General features: G+C 59.7%; 13 protein-coding genes. 10 read left to right on the top strand and 3 right to left on the bottom strand.

What is annotated here, in order from left to right; genetic code table 11:
* Window positions 1-100 precede the first annotated feature (100 nt).
* Together ACM6JM_RS23360 and ACM6JM_RS23365 are read left to right on the top strand one after the other, a co-directional pair.
* Window positions 101-277, top strand: a complete 177-nt coding sequence (locus ACM6JM_RS23360) for a hypothetical protein (protein ID WP_165369545.1) — start codon at window positions 101-103, stop codon at window positions 275-277.
* Window positions 278-353: 76 nt separating this feature from the next.
* Window positions 354-2,513, top strand: a complete 2,160-nt coding sequence (locus ACM6JM_RS23365) for a mechanosensitive ion channel family protein (protein WP_414882583.1) — start codon at window positions 354-356, stop codon at window positions 2,511-2,513.
* 442 nt (window positions 2,514-2,955) lie between these two features.
* On the opposite strand, the gene ACM6JM_RS23370 is transcribed toward ACM6JM_RS23365, so the two are convergent.
* Entirely contained in the window at window positions 2,956-3,669 is a 714-nt protein-coding gene (locus ACM6JM_RS23370) for a UTRA domain-containing protein (RefSeq protein ID WP_011333178.1), read from the bottom strand.
* A gap of 352 nt (window positions 3,670-4,021) precedes the next feature.
* On the opposite strand from ACM6JM_RS23370, the gene ACM6JM_RS23375 reads away from it, so the two are divergent.
* The 6 genes from ACM6JM_RS23375 to ACM6JM_RS23400 all read left to right on the top strand — a co-directional run bounded on the left by ACM6JM_RS23375 (window position 4,022) and on the right by ACM6JM_RS23400 (window position 9,454).
* Window positions 4,022-5,086 carry an ABC transporter substrate-binding protein gene (locus tag ACM6JM_RS23375; RefSeq protein ID WP_039769868.1) on the top strand — a complete coding sequence of 355 codons (1,065 nt, stop codon included), beginning with the start codon at window positions 4,022-4,024 and terminating at the stop codon, window positions 5,084-5,086.
* 181 nt (window positions 5,087-5,267) lie between these two features.
* Window positions 5,268-6,074, top strand: a complete 807-nt coding sequence (locus ACM6JM_RS23380) for an alkaline phosphatase family protein (protein WP_039769866.1) — start codon at window positions 5,268-5,270, stop codon at window positions 6,072-6,074.
* A 5-nt stretch (window positions 6,075-6,079) separates the two neighbouring features.
* Window positions 6,080-6,916: an ABC transporter permease gene (locus ACM6JM_RS23385; protein WP_011333175.1), complete on the top strand. Its 837-nt coding sequence runs from the start codon at window positions 6,080-6,082 to the stop codon at window positions 6,914-6,916.
* Window positions 6,903-7,703: an ABC transporter permease gene (locus tag ACM6JM_RS23390; protein ID WP_039769862.1), complete on the top strand. Its 801-nt coding sequence runs from the start codon at window positions 6,903-6,905 to the stop codon at window positions 7,701-7,703. Before ACM6JM_RS23385 ends, ACM6JM_RS23390 begins: the two co-directional genes overlap by 14 nt.
* A complete protein-coding gene (locus ACM6JM_RS23395; protein ID WP_074687590.1) occupies window positions 7,700-8,689 on the top strand; it encodes an ABC transporter ATP-binding protein in 990 nt (329 codons plus the stop codon). The genes ACM6JM_RS23390 and ACM6JM_RS23395 overlap by 4 nt, the downstream gene beginning before the upstream one ends.
* A gap of 111 nt (window positions 8,690-8,800) precedes the next feature.
* A complete protein-coding gene (locus ACM6JM_RS23400; protein WP_039769860.1) occupies window positions 8,801-9,454 on the top strand; it encodes an HAD family hydrolase in 654 nt (217 codons plus the stop codon).
* 45 nt (window positions 9,455-9,499) lie between these two features.
* On the opposite strand, the gene ACM6JM_RS23405 is transcribed toward ACM6JM_RS23400, so the two are convergent.
* Complete coding sequence (locus ACM6JM_RS23405) at window positions 9,500-10,462, bottom strand: zinc-binding dehydrogenase (RefSeq protein ID WP_414882584.1); 963 nt, start codon at window positions 10,460-10,462, stop codon at window positions 9,500-9,502.
* A gap of 181 nt (window positions 10,463-10,643) precedes the next feature.
* Here ACM6JM_RS23405 and ACM6JM_RS23410 point away from each other — a divergent pair, with 181 nt between their 5' ends.
* Both ACM6JM_RS23410 and ACM6JM_RS23415 read left to right on the top strand, forming a co-directional pair.
* The gene (locus ACM6JM_RS23410; protein ID WP_414882585.1) at window positions 10,644-12,728 is read left to right on the top strand and encodes a carboxy terminal-processing peptidase; all 2,085 of its coding nucleotides are present in this window, start codon (window positions 10,644-10,646) and stop codon (window positions 12,726-12,728) included.
* A gap of 134 nt (window positions 12,729-12,862) precedes the next feature.
* On the top strand, window positions 12,863-14,653 hold the full coding sequence (locus ACM6JM_RS23415; RefSeq protein ID WP_414882586.1) for a bifunctional diguanylate cyclase/phosphodiesterase: 1,791 nt from the start codon (window positions 12,863-12,865) through the stop codon (window positions 14,651-14,653).
* 94 nt (window positions 14,654-14,747) lie between these two features.
* Here ACM6JM_RS23415 and ACM6JM_RS23420 read toward each other — a convergent pair whose 3' ends face one another.
* Window positions 14,748-15,254 carry a hypothetical protein gene (locus ACM6JM_RS23420; protein WP_414882587.1) on the bottom strand — a complete coding sequence of 169 codons (507 nt, stop codon included), beginning with the start codon at window positions 15,252-15,254 and terminating at the stop codon, window positions 14,748-14,750.

Raw genomic sequence — 15,254 nt, forward strand, 5'->3', positions numbered from 1 at the left:
ATCCCCGGCCTTTAGAACCGGCTCATTTCTGATACACATCAGCACCGTCCATCGAAAACCCACCTAGACTTGAATCATCCCCTTCGACAAGGCTGTCGCCATGATCTCGATGTCTGCGTTTCACTCCATGCTCATTCCCATCCTCGGCGGAATGATTCTGCTGGCCATCGGTTTCAACTTCCGTGACAAGAACGCCGGTGTGTTCGCCATGTGGATCGGCATGCTGATGATCCTGGCCACCGTGGTCTACAAGATTCTCGCCAAACTCAACGAATAAATCCGCGCCCGGCTCGCATTGAATCTGGCGGGCTCGTACACTCGCCCGATCCGCCCCTTGCGAGGTTGACCGCCTAGTGTTTGCTCGTCTTTTTGCCCTGCCCTGCCTGTTTCTCGTTTGCCTGATGATCCTGGTGTCGCCGGCGCCTGCCGACGCCGCCGGTCTGCCGGGATTGCTCACGGGCGCCGGCAAGGCTCAGCCCGAAGCTCAGGAACCGCTCGGCCAGTCCCTGGACGAAGTCATCAAGTCGCTGGAAAACGACAAGCAACGTGCCCAGTTGCTGACCGACCTGAAAAAACTGCGCGACGCCACGAAAAAAGCCCAGGCCACCCCGGAAGAAGGGGTGCTGGGACTGATCGGCGGCACCCTCGCCACTTTCGAAAAACAGTTCTCCGGTGCCGACAGCCCACTCAATCGCTGGTCCGCCGAATTCGACATGGCCAAGGACGAGCTCAAAGGCCTGATGCTGCCGGCCAGCGAATGGCTGCCGATCATCTTCGCCTTCGCCGTGATCCTCGCGGTCTGGAGCCTGCTCGCCGCCGCGCTGATCTGGCTTGGTCATCGGGTACGCATGCGCTTCGGTCTGACCGAAGAACTGCCGCAACATCCCCGAGCCCTCGACATGCTGCGCTTCGCCCTGCGCAAGCTCGGGCCGTGGATGATCGCCCTGGTCATCACCGTGTACATGAGTTACGCGCTGCCATCGTCGCTGGGCAAAAGCCTGGCGATGGTGTTGGCCTATGCGCTGGTGGTCGGCACCTGCTTCTCGGCCATCTGCGTGATTGCCTTTTCCGTACTCGACGGCCCGCACCGCCACCGCGCGCTGTACATCCTGCGCCACCAGGCCTTCCGCCCGCTGTGGCTGATCGGCAGCTTCGCCGCGTTCGGGGAAGCCCTGAGCGATCCGCGACTGATAGCCGGCCTCGGCGTACACCTGGCCCACACCGCCGCCACCGTCGCCAACGTCCTCGCGGCGCTGTCGACCGGTCTGTTCATCCTGCGTTTCCGCCGGCCGATCGCCCACCTGATCCGCAACCAGCCACTGTCGCGCCGTCTGACCCGCCGCGCCCTCAGCGACACCATCGAAATCCTCGGCACCTTCTGGTACGTCCCGGCGCTGGTGCTGGTGGGCATTTCGCTGTTCGCCACCTTCGTCTCCGCCGGCGACACCAGCACCGCCCTGCGCCAGTCGCTCATCTGCACCGTGCTGCTGGTGTTGTGCATGGTCATCAACGGCCTCGTCCGCCGCCACGCCCTCAAACCCCAACGCGGGCCGAAGCGCCACGCGCTGTATTCCGAACGCCTGAAAAGCTTCTTCTACACCCTCGCCCATTTGCTGGTGTGGCTGGCCTTCATCGAACTGGGCCTGCGGGTCTGGGGCATGTCGCTGATCGGCTTCACCGAAGGCGAAGGCCACGACGTCAGCGTCAAACTGTTCAGCCTGATCGGCACGCTGATCTTCGCCTGGCTGATCTGGATCCTCAGCGACACCGCCGTGCACCACGCCCTCACCCGCTCACGCAAAGGCCTGGCCAACGCCCGCGCACAAACCATGATGCCGCTGATCCGCAACGTACTGTTCGTGGCGATCTTCATCATCGCCCTGATCGTCGCCCTGGCAAACATGGGCATGAACGTCACGCCCCTGCTGGCCGGTGCCGGCGTGATCGGCCTGGCCATCGGCTTCGGCGCCCAGTCGCTCGTGGCCGACCTCATCACCGGCCTGTTCATCATCATCGAAGACTCCCTGGCCATCGACGACTACGTCGACGTCGGCGGGCACCTGGGCACCGTCGAAGGCCTGACCATCCGCACCGTACGCCTGCGGGACATCGACGGCATCGTCCACACCATCCCGTTCAGCGAAATCAAAAGCATCAAAAACTACTCCCGCGAATTCGGCTACGCGATCTTCCGCGTGGCCGTGCCGTTCAACATGAGCATCGACGAAGCGATCAAACTGATGCGCGACGTCGGCCAGAAAATGCGCACCGACCCGCTGCAGCGGCGCAACATCTGGTCACCCCTGGAATTTCAGGGCGTGGAAAGCTTTGAATCCGGCAACGCAATACTACGTGCAAGGTTCAAGACCGCACCGATCAAACAGTGGGAAGTTTCACGGGCGTTCAATTTGTCGCTCAAACGACATCTGGATGAAGCCGGCCTGGACCTGGCGACGCCAAGGATGAATGTGCAAGTGATCACCGCAGGCGGTTGCGGCCAAACTCAAGAATAGACCCGAAGAATCGGGCCGACTTCAAAGCCCTCATCGCTGGCAAGCCAGCTCCCACAGAGAGCAAAAGCAACACATATGCCCTTCCACCACTCAACACAATGAGCGTTAGCTCGAGTACCGCTTTTGACGTGCCGGCCCCATCGGAAGGCTGAGTGGAGGGATTTATCCGGGGGTGGGAGCGCAGCGACCGTGCGGCGCAGCCGCATGCATCGAGAGGAGGTGCAGCGAAGCAAACCGTAGGCGATGCCCCCGGATGAATCCCGGAACGAAGGAACACCGAGCCTCAGCGAGGTGCCGAACGCAGGGGCCCAGCGTTTTGGTTACTTTGGGGCGTTTGCCAAAGTGACTCGCCGTAAGGGCGAAACCGTCAGCGGCAGCACCCGAAGCAACGGATATTCACCCAAAACAACCCAAAACCTGGTCGGCCCAGCGGCCGCCAAGGTCAAACAACATCAACCCCAACGTGAATCGCATCATGCCGCCAAAACTCCAGATCACAATCAATCAACCGCCCAAACTGATCATAATTAACCCGAGCAATCCTCAACCCCGGACTCCCCACCGACACCCGTAAAGCTGCCGCCGCATCGACCGATAAAGACGTAGGCACAATCTCGAACCGCACCCGCCCATAGTGCAAATCGTAATGCCGCGCATACAGCTCGGTAATCGACTGATTCAGATCAAACTCCAGAATCCCCGGAAAAAACTGCGGATTCAGATAATGCTCCACATACAACACCAGCCGCCCATCGATCCGCCGCGACCGGCAAATCTGGATCACGCTCGACAACGCCGGCAACTGCAACCACGCACAGACCGCCGCTGAAGCCGGCTGCAACCGCGCCGAAATCACCTCGGTCGACGGCACCCGCCCCTGCGCACTGACCATCGCGTGAAAGTGACTGCGCTGCATCAGGTTGTAAGCCAGACGCGGTGGCGACACGAACCAGCCACGCCGCTCCTCGCGATAAATCTGCCCTTGCGCCTCCAGCTGCAACAAGGCTTCGCGTACCGTAATTCGCGTCGTGCCGAACAGCTCACTGAGCTTGCGCTCGGCCGGCAACTTGCTCCCCGCCGCCAGCAACCCATGGTCGAGTTGCTCCTGAAGGATCTGGCCAATCGCTGTCACCGCTTTTGTTGCCTCATCGCGCATCAACGTTACCTATCTGGACTAGACCAGCACTGTTTCGGGGCAAAACCGCACAGCAATCGTGCCGTCCGGTCGTTTTGCAAGCCTAGGCAGTGCAGATGACCGAGAGATGACAAAACTACCGAACGGTCGCCCTGACAACTTGCAATACATCGGCCAAGTCCCTTGCCCACCGGGACTTGGCGGGTGGTCTACGCTTACCGGGCACTCGCCGATACCGGAGATAGAAAAGGCTGGGTGAGCCATCGCCGACATCAAAGTGTCATCGAGTCCCCTTAAATTGGCTCAGGTATTGCTGACCTAGACCAACACAAACCGCAATCGCAGCGTTGAACACGACCCAAGGAGCTTTGGAATGAAACAGTTTTTCCTGGCATCACTGTTAGGCTCGACCATTGCCATGTGCACCGCCGCCATGGCGGCTGACGATCTGAAAACCCTCGAAGCCGCTGCGAAAGCGGAAGGCGCCGTCAACAGTGTCGGCATGCCCGATGACTGGGCCAACTGGAAAGGCACCTGGGAAGACCTGGCCAGGAAATACGGCCTGAAACACATCGACACCGACATGAGCTCGGCCCAGGAAATCGCCAAGTTCGCTGCCGAGAAAGACAACGCCACCGCCGACATCGGCGACGTCGGCGCGGCCTTCGGCCCGATCGCGGTCAAGCAAGGCGTGGTGCAACCGTACAAGCCGAGCACCTGGGATCAAGTGCCGGACTGGGCCAAGGACAAGGACGGCAACTGGGCACTGGCCTACACCGGCACCATCGCCTTCATCGTCAACAAGAAGCTGCTGCACGGCTCCGAAGTGCCGACCAAATGGGCTGACCTCAAGGGCGGCAAATACAAGGTTTCCATCGGTGACGTGAGCACTGCCGCGCAAGCTGCCAACGGCGTACTCGCCGCTGCACTGGCCAACGGCGGCGACGAGAAGAACATCCAGCCGGCCCTGCTGCTGTTCGCGGACATCGCCAAGCAGGGGCGCCTGTCGATGGCCAACCCGACCATCGCCACCATGGAAAAAGGCGAGATTGAAGTCGGCGTGGTCTGGGACTTCAACGGTCTGAGCTACAAGGCCAAGATGGCCAACCCGGATGACTACGTGGTGCTGATCCCGTCCGATGGCTCGGTGATTTCCGGCTACACCACAATCATCAACAAATACGCGAAGAACCCGAACGCCGCCAAGCTGACCCGCGAATACATCTTCAGCGACGCCGGCCAGACCAACCTCGCCCGCGGCAACGCTCGCCCGATCCGCGCCGAGCACCTGCAACTGCCGGAAGACGTGAAGGCCAAGCTGCTGCCGAACGAGCAGTACAAAAAGGTCACGCCGATCAAGGACGCCGATGCCTGGGAAAAAACCTCCAAGGCCCTGCCGCAGAAGTGGAACGAAGAAGTCATCGTCGAGATGAAGTAAGCCAGCAGCTCACCTCTGTGTGATTTGTTGGAGATCCAATTGTGGGAGCGAGCCTGCTCGCGAATGCGCCGTCTCAGTCAACATCATCGTTGAGTGAACAACCGCCTTCGCGAGCAGGCTCGCTCCCACAGGGGATTGAGTTGATTTCGAGATATTTGAATTTCGCGGAGTTTTTGCCCCTATGAAGCACACCGTCATCCTTGTCGTGCTCGACGGCCTCAACTACGAGGTCGCGCGTCACGCCATGGGGCATCTGCAGGCTTACGTTGGCGCAGGACGCGCCGCGCTCTACCAGTTGGAGTGCGAGCTGCCGGCCCTGTCCCGACCACTTTACGAATGCATCCTCACCGGCGTGCCGCCGATCGACAGCGGCATCGTCCACAACAACGTCTCGCGCCTGTCCAACCAGCGCAGCATCTATCACTACGCCCGCGATGCCGGTCTGAAAACCGCCGCTGCGGCGTACCACTGGGTCAGTGAGCTGTACAACCGCTCGCCGTTCGTGGCGGCACGGGATCGGCATACCGATGACCCGACGCTACCGATCCAGCACGGCCACTTCTACTGGAACGATCACTACCCGGACTCGCACCTGTTCGCCGACGCGGAAAACCTGCGTCTGCGCCATGCACCGGACTTTCTGCTGATCCATCCGATGAACATCGACGACGCCGGGCACAAGCACGGCCTCGACACCCCGCAATACCGCAACAGCGCGCGCAGCGCCGACATCATCCTCGCCGACTACCTGCAAGGCTGGCTCGACGCCGGCTGCCAGGTGCTGGTGACCGCCGACCACGGCATGAACAACGACCGCTCGCACAACGGCCTGCTGCCGGAAGAGCGCCAGGTGCCGCTGTTCGTACTCGGTGATGCCTTCAGCCTGAACAGCGAAGCTGCACCCAAGCAGACCGACATCTGCGGCACCGTCTGCGAGCTGCTCGGCGTGCCCCACGACAAACCTGTGTGCCGGGAGTTGCTCAAGTGAACTCAATGACTCGCGGCAAATGGCTGGCCGCCCTGTGCCTGGTGCCTTTCGCACTGTTCTTTATCGTGTTCGAAATCGCCCCGCTGATCTGGGTGATGATCAACAGCCTGCAATCGGAAGAATTCGGTTGGGGCTTTGCCAACTTCAGCAAGATCTTCAATTCGAAGTTCTATCTGCAGGCGATCCAGTACAGCCTCGAAATCAGTTTCTGGTCGAGTGTGTTCGGCATCATCATCGCGGTGCTGGGCGCCTACTCCCTGCGCCGGGTCGACTCGAAACTGCGCAACTTCGTCAACGCCTTCGCCAACATGACCAGCAACTTTGCCGGCGTGCCCCTAGCCTTCGCGTTCATCATCCTGCTCGGCTTCAACGGCAGCATCACCATCATGCTGAAGCAGGCCGGGATCATCGAGGACTTCAACCTGTATTCGAAAACCGGGCTGATCATCCTCTACACCTACTTCCAGATTCCCCTCGGCGTCTTGCTGCTGTACCCGGCATTCGATGCCCTGCGTGAAGACTGGCGCGAATCCGCCGCACTGCTCGGCGCCGACAGCTGGCAGTTCTGGCGCCACATCGGCCTGCCGGTACTGACCCCGGCCCTGCTCGGCACCTTCGTGATCCTGCTGGCCAACGCCCTCGGCGCCTACGCCACGGTCTACGCGCTGACCACCGGCAACTTCAACGTATTGCCGATCCGGATTGCGGCGATGGTCTCCGGCGACATTTCCCTCGATCCGAACCTGGCCAGTGCCCTGGCCGTGGTGCTGGTGGCGCTGATGACCCTGGTGACCGTCGTGCATCAACTGCTGCTGAAGAGGAGCTACCATGTCTCGCGCTGAATCCGGACCGGCCGGCGTCTACCACCGCGTCGTGGTCTATCTGTTGTTCGCCATCCTGCTGCTGCCGCTGGTGGGCACGCTGATCTATTCGATCGCCAGCAGTTGGTCGGCCACCATCCTGCCCAGCGGTTTCACCTTCAAGTGGTACCTCCAGCTGTGGAGCGATCCGCGTTTTCTGCACGCCTTCGGCCAGTCGTTGCTGGTGTGCGTCGGCGCGCTGTTCCTGTCGGTGGTGCTGATCCTGCCGCTGCTGTTCGTGGTGCATTACCACTTCCCGAAACTCGATGCGCTGATGAACATCCTGATCCTGCTGCCCTTTGCGGTGCCGCCGGTGGTGTCGTCGGTGGGGCTGTTGCAGCTCTACGGTTCCGGGCCGTTCGCGATGGTCGGCACGCCGTGGATCCTGATCGGTTGCTACTTCACCGTGGCGCTGCCGTTCATGTACCGGGCGATCACCAACAACCTGCAAGCGATCAATCTGCGCGACCTGATGGACGCTGCCCAACTGCTCGGGGCCAGCACCTTTCAGGCAGCCTTCCTGGTGGTGCTGCCGAACCTGCGCAAAGGCCTGATGGTCGCGTTGCTGCTGTCGTTCTCGTTCCTGTTCGGTGAGTTCGTGTTCGCCAACATCCTGGTCGGCACCCGCTACGAGACCCTGCAGGTCTACCTCAACAACATGCGCAACAGCAGCGGCCACTTCACCAGCGCGCTGGTGATCTCCTACTTCTTTTTCGTGCTGGTCCTGACCTGGGTCGCCAACATCTTGAACAAGGACAAAAGCGAATGAGCTATGTCAGCGTCCAACACCTGCAAAAAAACTACGCCGGCACCACGGTGTTCAGCGACATCAACTGCGAAATCCAGAAGGGTGAATTCGTCACCCTGCTCGGCCCGTCCGGTTGCGGCAAATCCACCCTGCTGCGTTGCATCGCCGGCCTGACGCCGGTGGATGGCGGCAAGATTCTGCTCGATGGTGTCGACATCGTGCCGCTTACCCCGCAGAAACGCGGGATCGGCATGGTGTTCCAGAGCTACGCGCTGTTCCCCAACATGACCGTCGAACAAAACGTCGCCTTCGGCTTGCGCATGCAAAAGGTCAACACCGACGACAGCCACAAGCGAGTTGCCGAGGTGTTGAAACTGGTTGAACTCAACGATTTCGCCAGCCGCTATCCGCATCAGCTGTCCGGCGGTCAATGCCAACGTGTCGCCCTCGCCCGCTCGCTGGTGACCCGTCCGCGCCTTTTGCTGCTGGATGAACCGCTGTCGGCCCTTGATGCGCGGATTCGCAAACACCTGCGCGAACAGATCCGTCAGATCCAGCGCGAACTCGGCCTGACCACGATTTTCGTCACTCACGATCAGGAAGAAGCCCTGACCATGTCTGACCGGATTTTCCTGATGAATCAGGGAAAGATCGTACAAAGCGGCGATGCCGAAACCCTCTACACCGCGCCCGTCGACGTATTCGCCGCCGGCTTCATCGGCAACTACAACCTGCTGGATGCCGAGAGTGCGTCGAAGCTGTTGCAACGGCCGATCAACCACCGCATCGCGATTCGCCCGGAGGCCATCGAACTCAGCCTCAACGGGGAGCCCGACGCGCAAATCCGCAGCCACAGCCTGCTGGGCAACGTGATTCGCTACCGCGTCGAAGCCCGGGGCGTGGAACTGGTAGTGGATGTGCTCAACCGCTCGGCGGCGGATCTGCATCCCGACGGTCAGCGCCTGTCACTTTCCATCGATCCCACCGCCCTGTGTGAGGTAGCTTGAAAACAGCTGCAAGCTGCGAGCTACAAGCTTCAAGCTGTAGACTGCGGCATACCTGATTCCAATTCTTGCTGCTCGAAGCTTGTAGCTTGCAGCTGTTCTCGGAGAGAACCGATGGCTCTGGCAATTTTTGATCTGGACGACACCCTGATCCACGGCGACTGCGCCACCCTCTGGTGCGAGCAGATGGGGCGCCTGGGCTGGGTCGATCCTGAGTCGTTCATGCGCAGGAACAACGAGCTGATGGACGCCTACAGCCATGGCAAGTTGCGCATGGAAGACTATATGGACTTCAGCCTCGAACCGATGATCGGGCGTACCCCGGAGGAGGTCGAGCATCTGGTCGGGCCGTGGGTGGAAGACTTCATCGAGCCGATCATCTTCAGCGACGCCACCAAGACCATCGCCGCTCACCGTAAGGCCGGCGACCGGATCCTGGTGATCTCGGCCTCGGGCACGCACCTGGTCAAACCCATCGCCGAGCGACTGGGCATCGACGAGGTCCTGGCAATCGAGCTGGAAGTGGCGCACGGCGTATTCAGCGGCCACACCGTGGGCACCCTGACCTACCGCGAAGGCAAGATCACCCGTCTGCTGGAATGGCTGGATGCCGAAGAGGAAAACCTTGAGGGCGCGAGTTTCTATTCCGACTCACGCAATGATCTGCCGCTGCTGTTGAAAGTGGATTACCCACATGTGGTCAACCCGGATCCGGTACTGCTTGCAGAGGCCGAGAAGTCCGGCTGGCCGATCCACCTCTGGAAGTAAGCGATGGTCTTGTGGGAGCAGCCCTGCTCCCACAAGCATCGACGATCAGTTCAGGCTTTCGTCGATCACCAGCACCAACTTCCCTGCCACCGTGTTGCTCGCCAGCTCGGCGAAGGCAGCCTCGGCATCCTTGATCGGGAACGTCCTGGCCAGTTGCGGCTTCAGGCGACCTTCGGAAAACAGCGGCCACACGTGCTGGCTCAGATCGCTGAACAGATCCGCCTTGAACTGATCTTCACGGCTGCGCAGGGTCGAACCCAGCAGTTGCACGCGCTTGGCCAGCACCTGGGCCAGATCCAGTTTTGCCTCGCGGCCGCCCATCAGGCCGATCAGCACCCAGCGTCCGTCCTGCGCCATCAGCTTGAGATTCAATGCCGAATAGTTGCCGCCCACCGGATCCAGAATCACATCGAACGGCCCGAAATCCCGCAGGCTTTCCAGGTCGTCGGTGCGAACCACCCCGCCCTGGGCACCCAACGACTCGCAATAGACCAGCCGCTCAGCCGAACCGACGCTGACCCAGCACGGATTGCCGAAAGCCTTGCACAGTTGAATCGCGGCTGAGCCGATGCCACTGGCTCCGGCGTGCAGAAGAATTTTCTCACCCGGTTTGAGCGCCGCAAGTTGAAACACATTCAGCCAGACGGTCGCGTACACCTCGGGCAAGCCAGCGGCCTCGATCAGCGATACACCTTCCGGAACCGGCAGCACATGCCGTCCGTCGACGACCACTTCTTCGGCCATCCCGCCCCCGGCCAGCAAGGCGCAGACCCGGTCACCGACCTGCCAGGGCGATCCTGCACCGACCTCGCTTATCACCCCGGAACACTCAAGACCCAGCACCTGGCTGGCACCCGGAGGGGGTGGATAAAGTCCTGCTTTCTGTAATAAATCCGCGCGATTGAGGCCCGCTGCCGCCACCCGAATGCGAACTTGTCCTACATCGCATGTAGGACTCGGTTCATCAACCCATGCCACTTGACCTTCAACGCCTTGCAATGCCTTCACAGTGCCTCCATAGTGAGTCTGGACTGAGCCCGAAGCTGTAGCGCCGGGCTTTTTGCATTATGCGACCGGCCCTGGGGTCTGAACGAACGCTGAACAGCAGTTATCGTACAGAGCGTAGCGGTACCGGCGACTTCAAAGACGGCCTAATATGCGTTATCAATTGTCCCCGCGTCGAATCAGCATGAAGCATCTGCTCCCCAGCACCGCCCTCGCTCTTTTCATCGGTATCGGTCTGTTGCCGGTGTCGGGCACCACATTCGCAGCCAACAGCTGGGACAAGTTACAGCCTGATCGCGACGAAGTGATCGCCAGTCTGAACGTCGTCGAGTTGCTCAAGCGTCATCACTACAGCAAGCCGCCGCTCGACGATGCGCGCTCGGTGATCATCTACGACAGCTACATCAAGCTGCTCGACCCGTCGCGCAGCTATTTCATGGCCAGCGACATCGCCGAATTCGACAAGTGGAAGACCCAGTTCGACGACTTCCTCAAGAGCGGCGACCTCAACGCCGGGTTCACCATCTACAAGCGCTACCTGGACCGCGTGAAGGCGCGTCTGGACTTCGCCCTTGCCGAGCTGAACAAAGGCGTCGACAAGATGGACTTCACCACCAGGGAAACCTTGCTGATCGATCGCAAGGACGCTCCGTGGCTCAAGTCCACCGCCGAACTCGATGACCTGTGGCGCAAACGCGTCAAGGACGAAGTGCTGCGGCAGAAGATCGCCGGCAAAGAGCCGAAGCAGATCCAGGAAACCCTGACCAAGCGCTACAAGAATCAACTGGCGCGTCTGGACCAGACCCGCGCCGAAGACATCTTCCAGGCGTACATCAACACCTTCGCCATGTCTTACGATCCGCACACCAACTATCTGTCGCCGGATAACGCGGAGAACTTCGACATCAACATGAGCCTGTCCCTCGAGGGCATCGGCGCCGTGTTGCAGAGCGACAACGACCAGGTGAAAGTCGTGCGTCTGGTACCGGCAGGCCCGGCCGACAAGACCAAGCAGGTTGCTCCGGCCGACAAGATCATCGGCGTTGCCCAGGGCAACAAAGAGATGGTCGACGTGGTTGGCTGGCGTCTGGACGAAGTGGTCAAACTGATCCGTGGCCCGAAAGGCACCGTGGTGCGTCTGGAAGTCATCCCGGCCAGCAATGCGCCGAACGACCAGACCAGCAAGATCGTGCCGATCACCCGTGAAGCGGTGAAGCTAGAAGACCAGGCCGTGAAGAAGTCCGTGCTGAACCTGAAACAGGACGGCAAGGACTACAAGCTCGGCGTGATCGAGATTCCGGCGTTCTACCTCGACTTCAAGGCCTTCCGTGCCGGCGATCCGGACTACAAGAGCACCACGCGCGACGTCAAGAAGCTGCTGACCGAACTGCAGAAAGAGAAAGTCGACGGCGTGGTGATCGACCTGCGCAACAACGGCGGCGGCTCCCTGCAGGAAGCGACCGAGCTGACCAGCCTGTTCATCGACAAAGGCCCTACCGTGCTCGTGCGTAACGCCGATGGTCGGGTCGACGTACTTGAAGATGAAAACCCGGGCGCCTTCTACAAAGGCCCGATGGCGCTGCTGGTCAACCGCCTGTCCGCCTCGGCTTCGGAGATCTTCGCCGGCGCCATGCAGGACTATCACCGTGCGCTGATCATCGGTGGCCAGACCTTCGGCAAAGGCACCGTGCAGACCATTCAGCCGCTGAACCACGGCGAACTGAAACTGACCCTGGCCAAGTTCTACCGGGTTTCCGGCCAGAGCACCCAGCATCAAGGCGTACTGCCGGACATCGATTACCCGTCGATCATCGACACCAAGGAAATCGGCGAAAGCGCCCTGCCGGAAGCCATGCCGTGGGACACCATCCGCGCGGCGATCAAGCCGGCGAGCGATCCGTTCAAGCCGTACCTGGCCCAGCTGAAATCCGAGCATGACACCCGTTCCGCCAAGGACGCGGAGTTTGTGTTCATCCGTGACAAGCTGGCCCTGGCGCAGAAGCTGCTGGAAGAAAAAACCGTCAGCCTCAATGAAGCCGAACGCCGTGCCCAGCACGCCGACATCGACGCCAAGCAACTGGCGATGGAAAACATCCGTCGCAAGGCCAAAGGCGAAGAACCGCTCAAAGAGCTGAAGAAAGAAGACGAGGACGCCCTGGCGGCCGCCGAGCCGGACAAGGTCAAACCGGAAGACGACGCCTACCTGAGCGAGACCGGGCGCGTGTTGCTGGATTACCTGAAGCTGAGCAACCAGGTCGCAAAGAAGTAAGGTGATGGCAATTTAATGCTGACGATCCCCGGATCGTCATCAAACAGTCATCATTCTGTCGTGCAATAAAGGACTGGGAGCGGTTCTCTTCATCGAGAACGCTCCCAGTCCTTTTTTTATCGCCAGAGATTGCCATGACCACGACCGAACAGCTGAGTGCCTTGAGCTCGATCCTGACTCAAAGCGGATTACACAGCCTGTTCCAGCCGATCATTTGCCTCTCCGAACGGCGCATTCTCGGCTACGAAGCCCTGACCCGCGGCCCGTCCAACAGCCCGCTGCACTCCCCCATAGCCCTGTTCGCCGTGGCCCGCCAGGCCGGACGCTTGAGTGAACTGGAAATCGCCTGCCGCCAAAGTGCCTGTCGTCGTTTCAACGAACAGCAGTTGCCGGGCAAGCTGTTTCTCAACGTATCTCCGGAATCCCTACTCGAAGCGGCGCACCAACCGGGGCGTACGCTGCAATTGCTGCAGGACTTTGGCATCCCGCCGAGCCAGGTGGTCATCGAACTTACCGAACAGACGCCGATCGATGATTTCCAGTTGCTGCAGACCGCACTGCATCACTATCGGGCGATGGGGTTTTCGATTGCCCTCGATGATCTTGGCGCCGGTTATTCGAGCCTGCGTCTGTGGTCGGAGTTGCGGCCGGATTACGTGAAGATCGACCGGCACTTCATCGACGGCATTCATCAGGATGCATTGAAACGCGAGTTTGTCGGATCGATCCTGCAAATCGCCAAGGCCTCGCGGGCTCAGGTGATTGCAGAAGGCATTGAACTGCCAGAAGAACTGGCGGTGCTGACCGAAATGGGTGTGGATCTGGTACAGGGCTACCTGCTCGGGCGCCCTCAGGAACACCCGCCGCGCGATGCCCGCGCCTTGATGCCCAAGCACGACAGCAGCGCCGTGGCGTTGAATGACGAAGGCAGCGACCTCAGCGCCCTGCTCAACGATCAACCGGCCGTGAATCGTGACACACCGACCGCCACCGTACTGGAAGCCTTCCGCCGCCAGGCCAACCTGAACTCACTGGCGGTGCTCGACGAACAGGGTCAGCCGTGTGGCATTGTCCACCGTCACTCGTTGTCCGATGCGCTGCTCAAACCCTTTGCCACCGACCTGTTCGCCCGCAAACCGATCAGCCGCCTGATGAACGACGACTTCCTCGCCGTGGAAATGAGCCAGTCGCTGCAACAGGTCAGCCGCCTGATCACCAGCCGCGCCCGGCAACGCATCGAAGAAGACTTCATCATCACCCTCAACGGCAGCTACCTGGGCCTGGGCCGGGTGATTGACGTGCTCAAACTGATTACCGAACTGAAAATCCAGCAGGCCCGCTATGCCAACCCGCTGACCTTGCTGCCGGGGAATGTGCCGATTCAGCAATGTTTGACGAGGTTGCTGCAACAGGGGCGCGAGTCGGTCATTTGTTATGTCGACATCGACAGCTTCAAACCCTTTAACGATATCTATGGGTATGGGCGTGGGGATGAGGTATTGCTGTGTCTGGCGCAATGCCTCAACGAACGCGTCGACCCGTCCCGCGACTTTGTCGGGCATATTGGAGGGGACGATTTTCTGTTGGTGCTCGGCCCGGAGGATTGGCGCAAACGGCTCAACCAGTTGCTGGATGATTTCCAGAGCCAATGCCGACGTTTCTACCGCCCCGAACACCTGGAAGCTGGGTGTTTTGTTGCGCCGAATCGCCAAGGGATTCGTCAGGAGTTTCCGTTGCTGTCATTGTCCATAGGCGTGGTGCATTTGCATCCTGAAGCGTGTGCGCAGCTGGATGCGAGTCAGTTGGCGGAAATGGCTTCGCAGGCGAAGCATCATGCGAAGAATGTTCCGGGGTATAGCGTGCATTTGATTGATAGCCTTACGGTTCCTGAACTTCATTCACCGCAGGTCGTTGGCCAACGCTGACGCGCCAAACAACACAAATCCCAGTGGGAGAAAGCTTGGTCGCGAAGGGGGCTGCCCAATCAGCCTGAGCGTTATTATCTCCATCCTTCTCCCATCAAAGCCGAGGACCACCAAACAAACTCAGATCGAATCGTGCTCTGCAACTAAGATAGAACTCACCCTCAAGGCTAGTCTTATCATGACGAAAATCCATTATCTGCTTATAAAACGACTTTATGGCTGAATCATTCGAACTACTCATAGCATTAATCACCTCACACTTTTTATAAACCTGCTCCGCCACACTCATCACGTTCTCGAAATATTCCTCACGTTTTTCAATTCCGAGAAATCTCGAAAACTGAAAGGGCAAATCCTGCCCTGACCGAAAAACATCGCAAAGACTAAGCACCAAAAGCTCTGCAAAGTACAAGCGTTCTCTACAGCTTGGATTTGAGATCAACTCCAGCAACCCTGCGTCTCCACACTCGCCTAGAATATTTCGATCCACAGCATCGGGATCTTCACTGTACTGATCACCAAATAGTTCTGCGTTCGATTCGCCGCGACTCCACCGCTTAAAGTCGTTGAATGACCATCTCCCCTCAATGACCTCAATCAT

The sequence above is a fragment of the Pseudomonas sp. IT-P2 genome, from assembly GCF_949767575.1.
Lineage (GTDB): Bacteria > Pseudomonadota > Gammaproteobacteria > Pseudomonadales > Pseudomonadaceae > Aquipseudomonas > Aquipseudomonas pharyngis.

Bases quoted from the DNA above. Each gene is read 5' to 3' on its own strand.
- ACM6JM_RS23360 (WP_165369545.1), top strand. From the start codon at position 101: ATGATCTCGATGTCTGCGTTTCACTCCATGCTCATTCCCATCCTCGGC.
- ACM6JM_RS23370 (WP_011333178.1), bottom strand. From the start codon at position 3,669: ATGCGCGATGAGGCAACAAAAGCGGTGACAGCGATTGGCCAGATCCTT.
- ACM6JM_RS23375 (WP_039769868.1), top strand. From the start codon at position 4,022: ATGAAACAGTTTTTCCTGGCATCACTGTTAGGCTCGACCATTGCCATG.
- ACM6JM_RS23380 (WP_039769866.1), top strand. From the start codon at position 5,268: ATGAAGCACACCGTCATCCTTGTCGTGCTCGACGGCCTCAACTACGAG.
- ACM6JM_RS23385 (WP_011333175.1), top strand. From the start codon at position 6,080: ATGACTCGCGGCAAATGGCTGGCCGCCCTGTGCCTGGTGCCTTTCGCA.
- ACM6JM_RS23390 (WP_039769862.1), top strand. From the start codon at position 6,903: ATGTCTCGCGCTGAATCCGGACCGGCCGGCGTCTACCACCGCGTCGTG.
- ACM6JM_RS23395 (WP_074687590.1), top strand. From the start codon at position 7,700: ATGAGCTATGTCAGCGTCCAACACCTGCAAAAAAACTACGCCGGCACC.
- ACM6JM_RS23400 (WP_039769860.1), top strand. From the start codon at position 8,801: ATGGCTCTGGCAATTTTTGATCTGGACGACACCCTGATCCACGGCGAC.
- ACM6JM_RS23410 (WP_414882585.1), top strand. From the start codon at position 10,644: ATGAAGCATCTGCTCCCCAGCACCGCCCTCGCTCTTTTCATCGGTATC.
- ACM6JM_RS23415 (WP_414882586.1), top strand. From the start codon at position 12,863: ATGACCACGACCGAACAGCTGAGTGCCTTGAGCTCGATCCTGACTCAA.
- ACM6JM_RS23420 (WP_414882587.1), bottom strand. From the start codon at position 15,254: ATGATTGAGGTCATTGAGGGGAGATGGTCATTCAACGACTTTAAGCGG.